This window comes from Salinicola avicenniae, from assembly GCF_023736115.1.
GTDB classification, from domain to species: domain Bacteria; phylum Pseudomonadota; class Gammaproteobacteria; order Pseudomonadales; family Halomonadaceae; genus Salinicola; species Salinicola avicenniae.
The window spans coordinates 349403-367856 of record NZ_JAKQZC010000002.1 but is presented as its reverse complement, the minus strand read 5'-3'; the positions used below and the strand labels follow the sequence as shown (position 1 = coordinate 367856).

Genomic DNA, 18454 nt, shown 5'->3' with positions numbered 1-18454 from the left:
TCGTCAATGTCGGCGACGCGCGGTTCGTCGCGCCCAAGCGTTTGAAGCTCCGGCGTCGACCGGTGAGGGCGATGCTTGCGATATTGGAGCAAGCGGTCGTCGGTGGTTTACACTGGTGGCGTAGCCGCGCCGACGCTTGCCGGGCGGTGTCTCAAGTCCGTCCCGGGGAATCTCGGCATGCGCAATGCCCTCTATGTCACCTTGGCCGCCATCAGCTTTGCGCTGGGAGTGATTGGTCTTTTTCTGCCGGTCATGCCGACGACCTGTTTCATGCTGGCGGCGGTCTGGCTGGCGTCGAGAGGATCGCCGCGCTTCGCCAACTGGATCCGCAATCACCCCCGCTTCGGCCCGCCTATCCAATCCTGGGAGCGCGAACGTGCGATTCCCAAGCACGCCAAGATCATGGCCGTCTGCATGCTTACGCTATCCTGCGTGATCATCGCTTTCACGGTTAGCCTGCTGCCGCTCAAGCTGGGGTTGATTCTCGGCCTGGTGGCGTTGGCCATCTGGATCGTCACGCGGCCATTGCCCAGCCTGCAGTGCCCGATGCGCGAACTGTGGCAGGACGAGTCCTCCCCCGAACGGCGCTGATCCTCGCGACCGATTCATGCCGTCGAGCCGCATGGGTGCCGTGCGACGATGAGGCGGGTCGAGGTCGCGTGGTCTGACCGATTCGATATCGATCCGGTCACGCGGGTAGAATGGTGTCGACCAACGGCGGGGTGCCGCGCACCCGTGTCGATTGAACCCTTCTACCAGGAGCGTTGCCATGTCAGAGATGCAAGCGACCTATCTCGCGGATTACCGGCCGCCGGCCTATCGTGTGACTCATACCGAGCTCACCTTCGATCTCGCGCCGTCAGCAACAAGGGTCAAGGCGCGCTTGCACGTGGAACGCCATCCCGAGCGCGAGGCCGGTCTGCCGCTGGAGCTCGACGGCGATCAGCTGACGCTGGTGAGCGTGGCGATCGACGGCCAGCCGCTGAGCATCGACGAATATCAGGTCGGCGAGCGGGGGCTGACCATCGCGCAGGTACCGGAACGCTTTCAGCTCGATACCGAAGTCGAGATCGATCCGGACGCCAACACGGCGCTCGAAGGCCTTTATCGTTCCAGCGGCATGTTTTGCACCCAGTGCGAGCCTGAGGGTTTTCGCCGCATTACCTTCTATCCGGACCGTCCGGACGTGATGGCGACCTTTTCGACCACGGTGATCGGCGATGCCGAGACGTTGCCGGTGCTGCTCTCCAACGGCAATCCGGTCGAGAAGGGCGAACTGCCCAACGGCCGTCACTTCGTGACGTGGGAAGACCCGCATCCCAAACCCAGCTATCTGTTTGCGCTGGTCGCCGGGTCGCTCGAGAAGGTCGAGGATCACTACACCACGACGAGTGGTCGCGAGGTGCTGCTGCAGATCTGGGTGGAGCGCGAGAATCTCGACAAGACCGAGCACGCGATGGCATCGCTCAAGCGCTCGATGCAGTGGGACGAAGAGACCTACGGCCGCGAGTACGATCTTGATCGCTTCATGATCGTTGCCGTCAACGATTTCAACATGGGGGCGATGGAGAACAAGGGTCTCAACATCTTCAACTCGGCAGCGGTGCTGACCCATCCGCAGACCGCGACCGACGCGACCTTCCAGCGCGTCGAGGGCATCGTTGCCCACGAATACTTCCACAACTGGTCCGGCAATCGCGTGACCTGTCGCGACTGGTTCCAGCTCTCGCTGAAAGAGGGCTTCACGGTCTTCCGTGACCAGACCTTCTCGGCCGACGTCAATTCCGCGCCGGTCAAGCGCATCGAGGACGTCTCGTTCTTCCGCACCGCCCAGTTCGCCGAGGACGCCGGCCCGACCGCGCACCCGGTGCGACCGGATCACTATATCGAGATCTCCAACTTCTACACCCTGACGATCTACGAGAAGGGCGCGGAAGTTGTGCGCATGCTGCGCCATCTGCTTGGCTGGGAAGACTTCCGCCGCGGCAGTGATCTCTACTTTTCGCGCTTCGACGGCCAGGCGGTCACCATCGAGGACTTCGTTGCCTGCATGGCGGAGGTCTCGGGGCTCGATCTGAATCAGTTCATGCGCTGGTATGCCCAGGCCGGTACGCCGGAAATCGATGCCCACGGCGAGTACGATTACGCGACCTGCGAGTATCACCTGCGCTTGTCGCAGCGAACGCCGGTCACGCCGGGGCAGACCCAGAAACTGCCGCTGCACATTCCGCTGCGCATGGGACTGGTAGGCACCAAGTCTGGCCAGGATCTGACGCTCAAGCTGCAGGATGGGGCGGGCGAGACCGAGACCCTGGGCAAGGATGGCGTGCTGCATCTGCGCGAGGCCGAACAGACCTTCGTCTTCACTGACGTGCAGGAGGCGCCGGTGCCATCGCTGCTGCGCGGTTTCTCGGCGCCGGTGAAGCTGCGCTATCCCTATTCGCGCGAGGAGCTCGCGTTTCTGCTCACCCACGACACCGACGGTTTCAACCGTTGGGACGCCGGCCAGCGGCTGACCATGCTGGCGCTCGATGACCTGATCGCCGCGCACCGCAACGGAGTCGAAAAGGTGATGGACGTGCGCCTGGTCGAGGCCTATCGCAGCCTCTTGACCCAGCCGACCGATGACAAGGCGGTGCTGGCGGAGATGCTGACGCTGCCTTCAGAGGCGTATATCGCTGAGCAGCAGCCGGTGGTGGATGTCGATGCGATTCACGCGGCGAGGGAGTTCGTGCGTCAGTCGTTGGCCTGGCAGCTGCGTGAAGAATTTTGCGCGGTCTACGCTGACAACCAGAGCGATGAAGCCTACGCGCCGACACCGGATCAGATCGCGCGGCGCCGGCTCAAGAACGTTGCGCTGGCCTATCTGATGAGTCTGGAGGACGACGAGGCAGTCGCCGCCGCGCAGCGTCAGTTCGAGCAGGGTGGCAATATGACCGATGTGCGCGCCGCGCTCACGCTGCTGGCCCACAGCGACCGTACGGAACTGGCCGAGCCCGCGCTCAAGGCATTCGGCGAGAAGTGGGCCCACGATCCGCTGGTAATGGATCAGTGGTTCTCGATTCAGGTGACGCGTCCGCAGGCGGACGTGCTCGAGCGCGTGCGGTTCCTGATGCAGCACCCGCTCTTTTCACTCAAGAACCCCAACAAGGTCCGTGCGCTGATCGGCGCCTTCGCCCAGAACCGGGTCAACTTCCATCGGCCCGATGGCGAAGGCTACCAGCTGCTGGCGGACGTGGTGATCGAACTCAACCGGCTCAACCCGGAGATCGCCGCGCGCATCATCACGCCGCTGACCCGCTGGCAGCGTTTCGACGAACAGCGTCAGGCGTTGATGAAGGCCGAGCTCGAACGGATTCGTGCCGAGAAGCTCTCGCCCAATGTCTACGAGATGGTCGAGCGCGCCCTGGCCGACGCCTGACGAGGGCGATGCTCGGTGGCATGAAATAGCGGGATAAGCCGAGAGAGACCCATCGGGGTTTCGCCCCGACGACAAAGGCCCCTACGACAACGGCCGCTCATCGAGCGGCCGTTGTCGTGAGTGCCGGGTGAGGCCTAGGCGAGACTGCGGCTCAAGGCATCGACCGCGACCAAGGCGTCGGCGATCTGTTCGGCGGCCAGCGTCGGGTCGAGGTTCTTCAGCGTGTCGCCGTCGCTGTTGGCGAGCTCGCCGATGCGAACCAGGCCGTCTCGATCGACCCCATCGAGATGCATTTCCGCCAGCGTTGTCGGCATGCCGATGGCGCGATAGAAGTGCACGTAGCGAGCGATCTCGTCGTCTGGACGCTGCTCCAGCACCATCTGCGTCAGCGTGCCGTAGGCGACTTTCTCGCCGTGAGTCAGGTGGTGGATCTCGCCGTCGACGGCGGTGAAGCCGTTATGGATGGCATGGGCACCGGCCAGCCCGGCGTTCTCGAAACCCAGGCCCGAGAGCAGGGTATTGGCTTCGACCACGGCTTCGACCGCGGGCGTGACGACCTTGCGTTTGACGGCTTCGCAGGCGCTCAGGCCCCAGGTCAGGAGCGTTTTCTCGCAGGCCTCCGCGATGGCCATGCCGGCAATGGTGGGTGCGCCACCGACCATCGACTGCGAGTGCGAACGTTTGACCGCCTGCGCCTCGACGAAGGTGGCGAGGCCGTCGGCGATACCGGACGCGAAGAGCCGTACCGGAGCCTGGGCACAGACCAGCGTATCTACCAGCACCAGATCCGGGTTGCGCTTGTAGAAACGGTAGCTTTCGAAAACGCCGGCATCCGTATAGATCACGGAGAGTGCGGAGCAGGGGGCGTCGGTGGAGGCGATCGTCGGGACGATGACCACGGGCTGGTCGAGCTCGTCGGCGACGGCCTTGGTGGTATCGAGCGTCTTGCCGCCGCCGAGCCCGATCACCAGCGTGGAGCCGGCCTCGCGGGCCTGCGCTGCCAGACGCTGGATCTCGTTGTTCGAGGCTTCGCCATTGAAGCGGGCCTGGTGGTAGGTGATATCGGCGGCCTCGAGCGTCCTGCCGGTGCGTTCACCGATCAGCTGCCAGACGAGCTCGTCGGCTATCAGGAAGGCGCTGTTGCCGAGTTCGGCCACCTGAGGTCCGAGCTGGTCCAGCACGCCAGCACCTTGGACATACTTGCGCGGGGATGCATAGATAAATTGGCTCATCGCGAGCACTCCTTCAGTCCGAGGGGAGAGGTTCAGTATGCGGCGTTGGGGCGACTTGGCGCCATCACTAGCCGTGCGACCTTTCGCCTCTTGGCCATACGATGATCGATAGTGGTTTCGCGGTACCGTCGATCGACGGTCGGCGACAGGGGGGAGCAGATAGCGGGAAGGATCGACGAGAGGTGATAATCGGCAGGGCGTCAGGCTCGCGTGGGGTGCCTCACGGACAAGGCCCGACGCTGCGCGCCGGGCCTTGTGGTGTGACTATCTTGTCGTATGACTACCTTGTGTTGTAACTACCTGGCTGAGCCAAAGGCAAGCCGGTGTCCACGACATCTCAAGCGTAGTGCACGTACATCGTCTTGCTCTTCACAAACGCTTCCAGACCGTACTTGCCGTCCTCGCCCCCGAGGCCGCTGTTGCGGTAGCCCTTGTGGAAGCCCTGCACCGATTCGCCGGCGCCGCGGTTGACGTAGATCTCGCCGAAGTCGAGTTCACGCACCAGCGCCATCAGATGGCGCACGTTCTGGGTGAAGACGTAGGCGGAGAGCCCGAACTCCGATGCGTTGGCGTAGGTCATCGCCTGCTCGAAGCTGTCGACCTTCATGATCGGCACGACCGGGCCGAAGATCTCCTGCTTCATGATATCCATGTCGTTGTCGACCCCCGTCAGGATCGTCGGCGCGTAGTAGTTGCCCTTGTCGTACTCGCCGCCGGCAAGGCGTTCTCCGCCGCTCAGGAGCGTCGCGCCCTGCTGCTGCGCGGTCTGCACCATGTCGTGAATCTTGTCGAGCTCTGCGGCATTGATCTTCGGCCCCATGTCGACATCCTCGTCGGTCAACGGGTTGCCGACCTTGAGCGCCTCGACGCGCTGCTTGAAGCGTTCCAGAAAGCGGTCGTAGATGCCGGACTGCACGTACATGCGCTCGTTGCAGGTACAGACCTGGCCACAGTTGTTGAAGCGCGAGGCAATGGCAGCGTCGATGGCGGGGTCGAGATCGGCATCGTCCAGGATGACGAAGGGCGCCTTGCCACCCAGTTCCAGGCGCACGATCTTCAGGTGTTCGGCGGCGGCCTTGTTGATCTCGCGACCACCGCGAACGCTGCCTGTCATGCTGACGAGCTGGGTGATCGGACTCTGGATCAGGCGGTTGCCGATGTCTCGACCACGGCCGTTGACGAGGTTGACCACGCCGTCCGGAATACCGGCCTGACGCGCCAGTTCGACGATCTCCAGCGCCGTCAGCGGGGTCTCTTCCGAGGGCTTGAGCACGATCGTGTTGCCGGCGGCAAGCGCCGGACCCAGCTTGCGCCCGATCAGGGCCGCGGGGAAGTTCCAGGCCGTGATGCCGACGACGACGCCGTGCGGCACTTTCTGGATCCAGATCTGCTCGTCCGGATCGTCGGCGGGGATGATGTCGCCCTCGAGCCGGCGGGTGTTCTCGGCGGCGAAGCGGATCAGGTCGCAGCACATGCCGACATCGGCATCGGACTCGGCCAACGGCTTGCCCTGCTCGGCGGTGATCAGCCGAGCCAGCCGTTGGCGATTTTCCTGAATCAGCTCCACCAGGCGGTAGAGATAGTCCGCGCGCTCGACGGCGGTCTTGCGTGACCAGGCCGGAAAGGCGTCCTGGGCGGCCTGCAGGGCCTTGTCCGCCAGTGCTTCATCGGCCAGCGAGGCGCGCGCGATGACTTCGCCGGTCGCCGGGTTGAGCACGTCCAGCCGTTCGCCGCCACCGGTGGTCCACTGTCCGCCAATGAACTGGTTATAGACGTCGACGCCGTCCTGGTTCGATTTCAGTGATTGACTCATCGTCTTGCCTCCTTGTCTGCCTCGACGCCTGCCTCGATAAACGCGCAGGCCGTCGATAGGTCGCTAATCAATGTGACCGAGGGCTCTTAAGGTGGTAGACGATAGCTATCATCGCAAGTCGAATGACCGTTCGACGGCGGCTGGATTCGGCGAGGGGGATCCGGGTCAGTGAATCAGCCAGCCGAGTACCAGCAGTCCAAGCAGCAGCCAGACGATGCCGCCGATGACGCCACCTCGCAGCAACGCGCGTATGCCGCTGACGAGCAGCAGCACGCCAACCACCAGTACGGCGATGCTGAAGAGTGAGTCGCTGATGCCGAGCGAGCCGGTCAAGCCGTCGACGAAGCCGTCGACCGCGCCCCAGAGATTGCCGAAAAGCGCATCGAGCCCTTCGACGAGGGTGCGTATGACATTGCCGATAGCGCTGCCGAGCCAATTGAAGAATCCATCCATGGTCATCCTGCTCCTGTTCATGATCGGGGGCGACGGCCGCTCGCGAAGTCATTCGCTCCGCGCGTTTCGGGCGTTACGCTGTTTCGGTTTTTCCAGAGTCGCGTATTCGTTGTCAGATCGCTAACGACTGTTCACGCAGCCACTGGATTTCGTCGGGCCAGATCTCGGGTTCGATCGTTTCCAGAATCAGCGGAATGTCGTCGGTGCGTGGATCGCGCATCAGCGCGGCGAAGCCCTCGAGGCCGATATTTCCCTTGCCCAGACTATGATGTCGGTCGACGCGACTGGCGAATTCGCTCTTGGCATCGTTGAGATGCATGCCACGCAAAAAAGGGCGGCCAACGATTTGGTCGAAGGCGTCGAGCATGGCGATGGCGTCCTCGGCCGTGCGCAGGTCATAGCCGGCGGCGAAGGCGTGGCAGGTGTCGATACAGGCGCCGACGCGTGACTTGTCGTCGACCTGTTCGATGATCTCGGCCAGCTGTTCGAAGCGGAAGCCGAGGTTCGAGCCTTGGCCTGCGGTATTCTCGATCACCGCGACGACAAATTCGGTAGCCGCGTGGGTCTCGTTGATCGACTCGGCGATGCGCGCGAGGCAGTCGCTCTCGCTGATGCGCTTCAGATGGCTGCCGGGGTGGAAATTGAGCAGGGTGAGCCCGAGCTGCTCACAGCGCTGGCACTCGTCCAGAAAAGCCGCTCGCGATTTGGCCAACCCCTCGGCATCGGGATGCCCCAGATTGATAAGGTAGCTGTCATGGGGAAGGATCTGTCCCGGACCGAACCCATGCTCGATGCAGACCTGCTTGAAAGCGGCGATGGTGGCTTCCTCGAGGGGCTTGGCCTGCCACTGCCGCTGATTCTTGGTAAACAGGGCAAAGGCGTTGGCACCGATCTCGACCGCGCGGGAGACGGCCTGATCGACGCCGCCTGCCGCGCTGACGTGCGCTCCAATAGTTTTCATGCGTGATCTCTTCGTGGTCCTGGCGTGTCGTGGTCCTGGCGTGTCGTGGCCTTGGCCTGTCGTGGTCCTGGGGGAGCGGACCGAGTTTACCAGTCGCGCTCGGACGGTGCCTCCGGCGCGGTGGGTACCACCCAAGCGTGGCGGCGCTGTCGGACCTCGCCCCGCATCGGCCAGCGCCATCGGCATGGCGTTAAAGTCTGTCGTCGCGGCGCCGATAGACGCTGTGCAGGACAACTCGCAAGTTAATCCCTTAGGCAACGAGGAGTGACGATGGATACTGCCGTGAATGCGGCCGTCGGCACCGCGCTGGCGCTGCAGCAATTCAATCAGGGGCAGCAAGCCCAGGCCAGTCTGCTCAAGCAGTCTCTGGACGGCCAGGCGTCGCATATCGAGCAACTGATGGCCTCCGTGACGCCCACGGATTCGCTGGCGACATCCGGCTCGCTGGGCACGCAGATCAATACCTACGCATAGCTGTGATGATCGAAGCCGCGTTGCAATGGGCGCGGCTTTTTCGTGCGTTTTGCTTCTTTCTTACGACTTATCAAAAAGCGAAACGTCGCGCATTTTTCAGGTTGACGCCGGCTGAGTTGATCCCGTTTAATCAGATGGCAGCGGAAAATTTATTGCGAATTTTTCGTTGCTCGATATATCGAACTGTCTCTATTTCGGAAAACTCGTGATGCGATTCAATCGTGTAGCAATGCCGACCTTCTCTCGTGCCATGCGCCAGCATCGTGCGTGGGCGGGAGTGGCGTTGCGCGTCATCGATTGAGGACATCGACCGGCCGCGACACGAATCGCGGCCGAAGTATCGAGTTGTTTTCCGATTTCCCCGCCTTTCGTGACCGGCCTCCCTATTCAGGAGCTCGGAACGATGACAACCGCTTTTCTGCAGAATATTCGCCGTCTTTTTGCCAATGCGCGTCAGCGTCGGCGTGACTTTACGGCACTGTCTCACCTGAGCGACCACGCGTTGAAGGATATCGGTCTTCGCCGTGATTTCGGTGATATTTCACCACTGAATGACGCGGATAATACGGCACGCTTTCGCGAGGCTAAGACCTCTCTCCGGGGGCGAAAGCCAGCGGATAGCGTCGAGCGCGCCGCCGAAGCGGTGTCGGATCGTCCGGCATTCGCGCCAGGGGAAAGGGAAGGTTCGATCGCTGAAATCACCGTTGTTGAAACGGTCGTGGAAACGACAGTCGCGGAATCCTCGGCGGTCGAATCCCCACTGCGCGAGCCTGCAGACGCCAGTGACACTGTGAACGCGTGTCCCTGCTGTGGTGCGCGGCTGGCTTAGCCAGGCCCCGGTCACCTTGTGTGGCCGGGGCTATTTCGTTTCACCGGAGCAGGCGCTGAACAGGTTGCGCTTTCTATCAGGTCTCGATGTAGGCGACCTGCATCCGCGTATATTCATAGAGCCCGTGCTTGCTGTCGGCGCCGCCGCAGAGCACGTTCGATATTGTCCACCGAGGTTGCCGGTCGGCGGGCAATTCGTTCGCCGTTGATGCAGTGACGTATCTCGAGCGCCCACTGGGCCAGGTTGATGCGCTCGTTTGATGTCGTAGGCGTAAGGAGGGACATCGCGTCGGCACCGGTTCCGACAAGGCGTGCGGTGCCAAGTACCGCGAGCGAGGCCTTCCGACACCGGGGCGGTCGCGAACTCTTGCGATCCTCGAACGCATCAGGCTGTCGAACTCAGTAGGTTGCCGAAATCAGTAGGCCGTCGATGCCTTGGGCAGGGCGATATCTGGCTTGTATCGCGCTACGGTCTCGATTGCCGCCTGACGCATCAGGCTGATATCGATGCCGACGGCGATGAAATCGAAACCCCATTCGGCATAGCGCTTGGCGTTCGCCTCCGCTGGGGCGAGGATGCCAGCGGTCTTGCCGGCTGCGTGGGTGGCATCCAGGGCACGACGGATCATGGCCTGCACGTCCGGATGGTTGGGGTTGCCGACATGGCCGACGCTGGTAGAGAGATCGGCGGGGCCGACGAATACGGCGTCGACCCCTGGCGTGGCGGCGATGGCCTCGACGTTGTCGACCCCGGCGCGAGACTCCACCTGCACGATCAGGCATAGCGCTTCATGGGCTCGGGCCATGTAGTCCTCGACGCCGTCCCAGCGGGTGGCGCGTGTCAGGCCGCCGCCGACACCGCGGAAGCCGTGAGGCGGGTAGCGCGTGGCGGCGACCAGTCGCGCGGCCTGCTCGGCATTGTCGACCATGGGTAGCATCAGCGTCTGGGCGCCAATGTCGAGTAACTGCTTGATCAGCGCCGGATCGTGGTTGACTGCACGTACCACCGGAGCGCAGGGGTAGGGCGCGACGGCCTGCAGCTGCGCCAGGATCGACGGCACGGTGTTAGGGGCGTGCTCGCCGTCGATCAGCATCCAGTCGAAGCCGGTGGTCGCTAGGATTTCGGCGGCATAGCCGGTGCCGAACCCGGCCCAGCAGCCGTAGCGTGGCTCGCCGGTCAACGCAGCCTGGAAAGGATTGTGGGGCAGTTGCATGGAGGCGTTCCTTGTGGCGAATGAGGTCGTGACGCGTATCACTGAAGATCGATCTGTTTGCCGCCGGCCAATAGCAGCGAGGCACCGGCACTATGCTAGGCCATGTGGGAAGCCAGAAAGACGATGGGGTCACTCACGTCTCCCTGCCTCGGGCAGGGCCTGTCGGTCGGTCTGGATAGTCGGTTTACTGACGCAATCCCATTTCGCCCATGATCTCGCCGAACTGGGCGTCGTCATCGGCCATCAGCTGCCTGAAATCCTCGGCATCACGCCACTGAATGCCGTAACCCTGACGTGCCATGAAAGACTGGTAGGTCTCACTGTCATAGACGTGTTTGAGGGCTTCCTCGAGCGTGGCTACAACCGCTTCCGGCATATCGGGCGGGCCGACAATGCCGCGCCACGCCCCCATGGTGAAGTCGCTGTCGATCTGCTCGCTCAGGGTCGGGATATCGGGGAAGCCGTCCAGTCGCTGCGGGGTCATGACACCGAGGCTACTGATTTCGCCAGCCTCGATCATCGACCGAGCCTCCGGCAGCGATGAGGCCACCAAGTCGACGCTACCCGAGGCCAGCTCGGTCATCGCCGGTGCACTGCCCTGACTTGGGATCCAGGTTATCTTGCCAGCCTCGATGCCCTGTTCCATCAGCAAGCCGTTGAGCGCCACGTGCCAGATGCCGCCGAGGCCGGTGCCGGAGGCGTTGAACGTTCCCGCGGGTTGTGTCCTCACCTGCTCGAGCAGGTCGGCGACATCGCTGAACGGCGAGTCCTCTGAGATGGAGAGACTGGCGGAATCGAAATTGACCTGCGCGACAGGTGTGAAGTCTTCATAGGTCAGGTCCGTCAGCCCCTGCCAGTGCATCATCGCGACCTCGACGGTGGCGAGGCCGAGGGTGTAGCCGTCCGGCCTGGCGTTGGCGATGGCGGTATGACCGACTACGCCGCTGCCGCCCGTTCGGTTGACCACGTTGATCGTCTGGCCGAGCTGCTGTTCCAGCGACGATGCGATGATCCGCGCCGTCGCGTCGGTGCCGCCGCCCGCAGCCCAGGGTACGATCAGGGTGATCGGTTTTTCCGGATAGTCGGCCAGTGCCAGCGGTGAGAGCGACACACAGAGCCAGGACGTGACCAGCAGCAGGGGGCAGCGTTTGGTTTTCATGGAGACCTCGGCGGCTACTTTTGAGAATCAAGATGAACTTTGCGTGCAAAGTTTTTGCTCTTGCAGTCTCATTCACGCGCCGTCATGGGCACAATTGCGCTTATGTCTAAGAGCGGCTCGCCGGGCGCGGGCCGTCAACGGCCACTTGGCGTCAGCTGGACGAGACCAGGTCCGTGGGCACGGGGCGATTCTCGAACACTCGTCGCAGGACGAAGCTGGTATGGGCGCCGGTGACGCCCTCGATGCGGTTGATGACATGTAGCAGCAGGTGCTGATAGTGATCCATGTCCTGAACCAGGATCTTGAGCTGAAAGTCGGCGGCCTGCCCGGTGATGATCAGGCACTCGATCACGTTGGGAATCCCGCGAATATGGCGTTCGAAGTTATCGAATCGTTCCGGCGTGTGCAGGTCCATGGAGATATGCAGTAGCGCCATCAGATGGTAGCCGAGCTGGCGCGCATCGACTTCCGCGCGATAACGCAGAATCAGGCCATGCTCCTCCAGCGCTCGCACACGGCGCAGACAGGGCGAGGGTGACAGCCCGATGCGGTCAGCGAGTGTCTGGTTGCTGATGCGGCCATCCTCCTGCAAGAGCTCGAGAATATGCCGATCATAGCGGTCGAGAGAGAGGGGCGTCGGGAACTCTGGCATGACGTTGGCAGATCCTTTTCTCTATTCGATAGGTTGAGGCAGGATATGCCATAAAAGATGTAAATTCCCCGTTTTTCGCAAGAACCTGTCGCGCCGAAAGTCTTACACTATATAGGCTGTCACAAGCAGCCGACGACGCGGCATCCGCCATCCATGGATGCCAGTCTCTACCGGTCAGCCAGAAGCGGCCGATGACTACTGCATTCTTCACGCTCAGGAATCCCGACATGTCTGCTTTCGACCAGCGCGCCTTCGATCATACAAAGTATCGCCCTGCGCCTCGCGTGCCCGCCTTCGACCGCCAATGGCCGGACCGTGATCTCGATCACGCGCCGATTTGGGTCAGCGAGGATCTACGTGACGGCAACCAGGCGCTGCTCGAACCGATGAGCGTCGAGCAGAAGAAACGGTTCTGGCATCAGATCATCAAGGTCGGCATCAAGGAAGTGATGGTCGGCTTCCCCTCCGCGAGCCAGCCGGACTACGACTTCGTGCGCTGGCTCATCGAAGAGAACCAGATTCCGGACGATGTCACCATCGCCGTGCTGGTGCAGTGTCGCGAGCACCTGATCGAAAAGACCTTCGACGCGCTGGTGGGCGTCAAGCGCGCGATCATCCACCTCTACAACTCGACCTCGACCACGCAGCGTGAGCGCGTGTTCGAGATGGACCGCGATGGCATCGTTGACATTGCCGTGCAAGGCGCTACCTGGGTCAAAACCTATTCCGAGCGCTATCCGGACGTCGACTGGCGCTTTCAGTATTCGCCGGAGAGCTTTTCCAGCACCGAGATCGATTTCTCGCTGGCGATCTGCGAGGCGGTGATGGACGTCTGGCAGCCGACGCCGGACAACAAGTGCATTCTCAATCTGCCGACCACGGTAGAGGTAGCCGGGCCGCATCATCACGCCGACCAGATCGAGTACTTCTGCCAGCACATCAAGAATCGCGACAGCGTGATCATTTCGGTCCACACCCACAATGATCGCGGCGGGGCGGTGGCGTCGGCCGAACTCGCGCTGCTGGCGGGTGCCGAGCGGGTCGAGGGTACGCTGCTCGGCAACGGCGAGCGTACCGGCAACATGGATATCGTCACGCTCGCGATGAACCTTTATAGCCAGGGCATCGATCCGCAGCTGGATCTCTCCCGCCCGGACGAGATCATCCAGGTGGTGCATGAGTGCACCGGTATTCAGATGCATCCGCGCCACCCGTGGGTCGGCGAGATGGTCTATACCGCGTTTTCCGGCAGCCACCAGGACGCGATCCGCAAGTCGCTCAAGAAGCAGCAGGCCGATGAGCCGTGGCAGGTCGCCTATCTGCCGATCGATCCGCGGGATATCGGTCGTGATTACCAGGCGGTGATCCGCGTCAACAGCCAGTCCGGCAAGGGGGGCATGGCCTTCCTGCTCGAGCGGGATTACGGCATTAGCTTGCCGCGCTGGATGATGCTGGCGCTGGCGCCGTACGTGCAGCAGGAAAGCGAGAAGCGCGCCAGCGAGCTTTCCAGCGAAGTGATTCGCGACGTCATGTTCGAGACCTTCCAGCGCGTGGGGCCGCTGTCGTTGGCCGACTACCGGCTCTCCAAGGGACAGGAAGAGGGTATCGAGGTGACGCTGTGGCAGGGCACCGAGACGCTGCGCCTCTCCGGCAGCGGCAACGGCGCGATGTCTTCCTTTACCGATGCCTGGCAGAAGCACTCCGGCGTTAGCGTGGGCATCATCGACTACAGTGAACACTCGCTGGGTGGCGACAGCGACGCCAATGCCATTGCCTTCGTGCAGCTCAATGTCGACGGTCAGCGGATCTGCGCGGTGGCCGAGGACAGCGACACGGTCAGCGCCTCGCTCAAGGCGGTCATCTCCGGCATCAATCTGGCGTCGGCCTCCTCGACGACAGCGATGCGCGAGATGGAAACCGCGCAATGATCGAGTAGGCTGTCGGCCTGTCAGGCCTCGGCCAGCCGGAGCTCGTTCGGTGATGGCCCGGCCAATGACGAAAAAGGGCGCCTATCAAGGTGCCCTTTGTCGTCATTGGGGATGACTAGCCATTGGGGATGACTAGCCATTGGGGATGACTAGCCATTGGGGATGACTAGCCATTGGGGATGACTAGCCATTGGGGATGACTAGCCATTGGCGATAGGCAATCGGCGAAGTCGATCAGCGGTCGCTGTCGCTCCGAATCTGCGCATGACTGATCAGCGCGAAGATGAAGGTGCCGCCGAAGACGTTGCCGGCAAGTGTCGGCAGGCCGAAGTGGAACAGGTAGTCGCTCCAGCTCGCCTGGCCGGCGAAGACGAGATACATCACTTCCGTCGAGCCGACGATGATATGCGTGAACTCGCCGATCGCGACCAGGTAGGTGACGATCAGGATAACCCAGATCTTGGCGCTGCCGGCACTTGGCAGCAGCCAGACCATGGTGGCGATCATCCAGCCGGCGACAATGCCCTTGGCGAACATCTGCATCGGCGTATTTTGCAGGATGTGCTCGCCTAGCGTGAGAAAGGCCTGGTGCGTTTCGCTCGAGAAAATCGGCAGCGCCAGAATCGCCCAGGCCGAGATCGCCACGCCGATCAGATTACCGACCAACACCACGCCCCAGAGCCGCAGCAGGCAAAGAAAGCGCACGATTCGCGGCTGGCTCATCACCGGTAGTACGGCGGTCACGGTGTTTTCCGTGAAGAGCTGCTGACGGGCCATGATGACCACCAGGAAGCCGACGGTGTAGCCCAGTGATTCAACTAGAAAGCCGACGTCGGTCTCCGGCAGGTGGGCGCGCATCAGTCCCTTGGCCAGCATCGAGAAACTCATCGACAGCCCGGCAGCGATCGCTGACCAGAGCAGGGCGGATACCGTGCGGCTGAGTTCTATTTCTCCTTCTTCGCGGATCGACTCGTGGACCGCTGCCGCACGGGAAGGCAGTGCTTCGCCGTTGAGATGCAAATCGTGCTCGTCGTCTTCATCCTTCTTGACGCGGCTTGGCGGTGTCAGGTTGTGATGTTTGCTCAAGGGAGATCCTTCAATCTGGCGAGTGATCGCGGTGCGCCTCGGCAGGTCTCCGAGGGTGTGACTATGCTGAGAATAGACGTGGCTAAGAGATAGAAATAGCGGAAAAAACGGCGTAGCTGAAAAATAGACGCAAAAATTATGAGGAGACAGGTCTGCATGTCGGCAGTGGCGGGAACCATCGCGTTTCATCTGGGCATGGCCTGGCTGGCGGGCAGTCTGATAGGCCTGGAACGAACCTATCACGGCCGGCCGGCAGGGTTTCGCACCCACGCGCTGGTCTGCGTTTCCTCGGCGCTCCTGATGGTGGTGACGGTCTATCAGTGGCAGTGGCTCGGCGGCAACGTGCCCGAGGAAACCGTGCGCACTGATCCGACGCGCATGGCGCAGGGCATCATGACCGGGATCGGCTTCCTTGGCGCCGGCGTGATCTTCAAGGAGGGGCTGACGGTCAGGGGGCTTACCACCGCAGCGTCGATCTGGATGACCTCGGCGCTGGGCATCCTCTATGGTATCGGCTTTCTATTTCCGGCCTTACTGGCGACAGGGATCACGCTGCTGACACTATCGCTATTCCGCTGGGTCGAGCAGCGGGTGCCCGGTCGCGTCTTCGCCCGCTGTTCGCTGCGCTTCGACAGTCAGCGGACAAGGGATGAGACCGCGGTCATAGCGTTGATGCGGGCCCATCGTTTCCGCGTCGAGAGTCTCAGCTATCGCACCCGGGACGAGGGGCGACAGTTCGAATATCGCTTGATGTTGAGAACCCGCGATCGCCAGTATCTGGCGCCATTGGCCGCCGACCTTCGCGCCGACGACACGCTGCTGGAGTTCCAGCTGTCACCGACTGCCGATTAGCGATTGAGAATGCTTGTCATCCAGCCGCGAGCCGATAGAGTGGTCGCTTTCGTTAGGATGACGAGGTCACGATGCTGGCAGAGGGAAAACGTCCCCCGTTCTGGGTGCTGATGGGCGCGGTGATGCTGTCGCCGCTGGCAATCGATATCTATCTGCCGGCCCTGACCGCGATGGCTCAGACGTTCGAGCGCTCCTTTGCCGCCTTGCAGTTGACCATCACGCTGTTTCTGATGAGCGTCGGCGTGGGACAGATCCTGGTCGGCCCGCTGACGGACCGGTTCGGTCGCCGCCCTGTACTGCTCGGCGGAGTCGCACTCTATCTCCTGGCGGCGATGCTTGGCGCGACGGCCGTGTCGATCGAGATGCTTTACGTGTCCCGGGTGCTGCAGGGGCTGGGAGCCTGCGCCTCGGTGACGGTGGCCTTTGCCGCGGTTCGTGATGGTTACACGCCGACCGAGGGCGCACGTCTCTATAGCTATCTCAACGGCTCACTGACGCTGGTGCCGTCGCTGGCCCCGGTGCTTGGCGGTGCGCTGACCGTGGTGCTGGGCTGGCAGAGCAACTTCGTGTTCATGGCCGTCTTCGCGGCGCTACTCTGGGGCGGTGCCTGGCGACGCTTCGGCGAGACCCGACCGTCCGATACCCCGGTCGAGACAAGACTGTACCGCTGGTCGCGCTATCGCCCGGTACTGTTCGACCGGGGGTTTCGTTACTACGCGACTCTGGTCGGGACCATGATGGCGGCCATTCTGGTCTATGTGTCGGCAGCGCCAGTCGTGATGATGGATCGACTAGGGCAGCCCGAGTGGGTCTTCAGTCTCTGGTTCGGCGCCAATGCGCTGGTCAGCACGGTCGCCTTCTTCGTCGTGCCGCGTCTGATGTATCGCTGGGGGCGCGAGCGTACCGTGCAGCGCGGACTGCTGGTCGTCGCCGCCGGTGGCAGTCTGATCATGGTGCTGCACTTGTCACTGCCACTGACGGTGGTCAACTTCATGGGGCCGGTCGCGCTGTTGTCGGTCGGCTTCTCGATGGTGCTGGGCGCGGCGGCCAGCCTCGCTCTGGAGCCGTTTCCGGAACGTGCGGGTACGGCCGCTGCGCTGCTGGGGGCGCTGCAGCTGGGGGGCGGGGCCAGCGTAGCAACGCTGTTGCTGATGACTCCCTTGGCGCCGCAATGGGGGTTGGGCCTTATCTGCACTGGAGGTGGGCTGCTGCTCTGGTGGCGAGGGCGATGCTTGCCGGCCCCAGGGGAGTGATTGGCCTGGATTGTTGTCATACTGACGCCGACCGCGGAAGCCTGCGCTAGACTGGAGCACAGGTCGGGTGAGGTAGGCGACCTCCGAGGTGGATCCGCAGGAGAATATTGACGACGGCGCTGGCGCCGTCGGGTTCGAGACAGGAAAGCGATCACTATGGCCAGTCATGGCAAGGAAAGCACATGGTTGATACTCAATGGCAAGTCGGCCCAGCAACCGGAGGTTCGGGAGGCCGTCGAGACACTTCGCCACCAGGGGCATGATCTGGGGGTGCGCGTGACCTGGGAAGGCGGGGACGGCGTGCGCCTTGTGGATGCGGCCGTAGAGGCCGGCGCCAAGCGCGTCATCGCCGGCGGCGGCGACGGCTCGATCAATGAAGTGGTTCGCGGATTGATGCAGCACCCGGAAGCGCGTCGGCCGGCGCTGGGGATTCTGCCGCTGGGCAGCGCCAATGATTTTGCCAACGGCCTTGGCCTGCCGCTGGCCGCGCGACCGGCGCTGGAGCTGGCGTTGACCGGGGAGGTCAGGCGGGTCGATGCCGGGCTACTCGATGATGAAGCCTTCATCAATGTGGCATCCGGCGGCTTTGGCGCCGAGATCACGACGTCCACGCCCGTGGGTTTGAAGCGCTTGCTGGGCGGCGGCGCCTATTCGCTGATGGGCATGCTGAAAGCCTGGAACTACCAGCCGTTCGAAGGGCATATCCGCTGGCCAGAGGGCGAAGCCCGCGTGCCACTGTTCATGCTGGCGATAGGCAACGGCAGTCAGGCCGGCGGAGGCCAGCGGCTGGCGCCCTCGGCGCGTATCGATGATGGCCTTTTCGAGCTGCTGTTCGTGCGGCATTTTCAGTCGCTGGGGGAGTTGAAACGGATCATCGACGAGCTCGAGAACCTGCCGCAGGACGGAGAGTTCGTTCGTTACCTGCGGGTTCCCTGGGTGGAGTTCGACAGCGATGGCGCCTTTCCCCTCAATCTCGATGGCGAGCCGCGCCGTTATCATCATTTCCGGGCGTCACTGGCGCGTGAGGCCATTCCGCTGGTCGTACCGTCGAAGTGTCCGCTGCTGGACGAGAATGCGGGCGCGATGCCCGATGCGTGACATGCGGGCGCTGACGTCCGACCTTTCAGA

At 62.6% G+C, this 18454-nt stretch carries 16 protein-coding genes; 8 read left to right on the top strand and 8 right to left on the bottom strand.

The genetic code is table 11. The annotated features are described in order from the left end of the window. Positions 1–177 precede the first annotated feature (177 nt). Positions 178–591 (top strand): YbaN family protein, encoded by a 414-nt coding sequence (locus tag MC381_RS05120; protein ID WP_251976658.1) that lies wholly within the window; start codon positions 178–180, stop codon positions 589–591. 178 nt (positions 592–769) lie between these two features. Further along, entirely contained in the window at positions 770–3421 is a 2652-nt protein-coding gene (gene pepN, locus MC381_RS05115) for an aminopeptidase N (RefSeq protein WP_251976657.1), read from the top strand. A 134-nt stretch (positions 3422–3555) separates the two neighbouring features. On the opposite strand, the gene MC381_RS05110 is transcribed toward pepN, so the two are convergent. The 4 genes from MC381_RS05110 to nfo all read right to left on the bottom strand — a co-directional run bounded on the left by MC381_RS05110 (position 3556) and on the right by nfo (position 7880). Continuing rightward, entirely contained in the window at positions 3556–4653 is a 1098-nt protein-coding gene (locus MC381_RS05110; protein ID WP_251976656.1) for a glycerol dehydrogenase, read from the bottom strand. 337 nt (positions 4654–4990) lie between these two features. After that, on the bottom strand, positions 4991–6466 hold the full coding sequence (gene aldA / locus MC381_RS05105; RefSeq protein ID WP_251976655.1) for an aldehyde dehydrogenase: 1476 nt from the start codon (positions 6464–6466) through the stop codon (positions 4991–4993). A 165-nt stretch (positions 6467–6631) separates the two neighbouring features. Next, complete coding sequence (locus MC381_RS05100; protein ID WP_319022829.1) at positions 6632–6919, bottom strand: hypothetical protein; 288 nt, start codon at positions 6917–6919, stop codon at positions 6632–6634. Between the two features lie 112 nt (positions 6920–7031). After that, on the bottom strand, positions 7032–7880 hold the full coding sequence (nfo, locus tag MC381_RS05095) for a deoxyribonuclease IV (RefSeq protein ID WP_251976653.1): 849 nt from the start codon (positions 7878–7880) through the stop codon (positions 7032–7034). A gap of 270 nt (positions 7881–8150) precedes the next feature. On the opposite strand from nfo, the gene MC381_RS05090 reads away from it, so the two are divergent. Together MC381_RS05090 and MC381_RS05085 are read left to right on the top strand one after the other, a co-directional pair. Next, positions 8151–8354, top strand: a complete 204-nt coding sequence (locus MC381_RS05090) for a hypothetical protein (RefSeq protein ID WP_251976652.1) — start codon at positions 8151–8153, stop codon at positions 8352–8354. A gap of 403 nt (positions 8355–8757) precedes the next feature. Continuing rightward, complete coding sequence (locus tag MC381_RS05085; RefSeq protein ID WP_251976651.1) at positions 8758–9183, top strand: DUF1127 domain-containing protein; 426 nt, start codon at positions 8758–8760, stop codon at positions 9181–9183. Between the two features lie 415 nt (positions 9184–9598). Here MC381_RS05085 and MC381_RS05080 read toward each other — a convergent pair whose 3' ends face one another. The 3 genes from MC381_RS05080 to MC381_RS05070 all read right to left on the bottom strand — a co-directional run bounded on the left by MC381_RS05080 (position 9599) and on the right by MC381_RS05070 (position 12207). Further along, a complete protein-coding gene (locus MC381_RS05080; RefSeq protein ID WP_251976650.1) occupies positions 9599–10396 on the bottom strand; it encodes an HpcH/HpaI aldolase family protein in 798 nt (265 codons plus the stop codon). A 184-nt stretch (positions 10397–10580) separates the two neighbouring features. Beyond that, positions 10581–11555, bottom strand: a complete 975-nt coding sequence (locus MC381_RS05075; RefSeq protein ID WP_251976649.1) for a Bug family tripartite tricarboxylate transporter substrate binding protein — start codon at positions 11553–11555, stop codon at positions 10581–10583. A gap of 151 nt (positions 11556–11706) precedes the next feature. Further along, complete coding sequence (locus MC381_RS05070) at positions 11707–12207, bottom strand: Lrp/AsnC family transcriptional regulator (protein ID WP_251976648.1); 501 nt, start codon at positions 12205–12207, stop codon at positions 11707–11709. Between the two features lie 227 nt (positions 12208–12434). On the opposite strand from MC381_RS05070, the gene MC381_RS05065 reads away from it, so the two are divergent. Then, a complete protein-coding gene (locus tag MC381_RS05065; RefSeq protein WP_251976647.1) occupies positions 12435–14135 on the top strand; it encodes a 2-isopropylmalate synthase in 1701 nt (566 codons plus the stop codon). Between the two features lie 234 nt (positions 14136–14369). On the opposite strand, the gene MC381_RS05060 is transcribed toward MC381_RS05065, so the two are convergent. Beyond that, positions 14370–15221, bottom strand: coding sequence for a formate/nitrite transporter family protein (locus MC381_RS05060; RefSeq protein WP_251976646.1), 852 nt, complete (start codon positions 15219–15221; stop codon positions 14370–14372). Positions 15222–15377: 156 nt separating this feature from the next. Here MC381_RS05060 and MC381_RS05055 point away from each other — a divergent pair, with 156 nt between their 5' ends. The 3 genes from MC381_RS05055 (at position 15378) to yegS (ending at position 18424) form a co-directional block, all read left to right on the top strand. Further along, positions 15378–16073 carry an MgtC/SapB family protein gene (locus tag MC381_RS05055; protein ID WP_251976645.1) on the top strand — a complete coding sequence of 232 codons (696 nt, stop codon included), beginning with the start codon at positions 15378–15380 and terminating at the stop codon, positions 16071–16073. A gap of 71 nt (positions 16074–16144) precedes the next feature. Then, positions 16145–17326, top strand: a complete 1182-nt coding sequence (locus MC381_RS05050) for a multidrug effflux MFS transporter (RefSeq protein ID WP_251976644.1) — start codon at positions 16145–16147, stop codon at positions 17324–17326. Between the two features lie 156 nt (positions 17327–17482). Next, positions 17483–18424, top strand: coding sequence for a lipid kinase YegS (yegS, locus tag MC381_RS05045; RefSeq protein ID WP_251976643.1), 942 nt, complete (start codon positions 17483–17485; stop codon positions 18422–18424). Positions 18425–18454 lie beyond the last annotated feature (30 nt).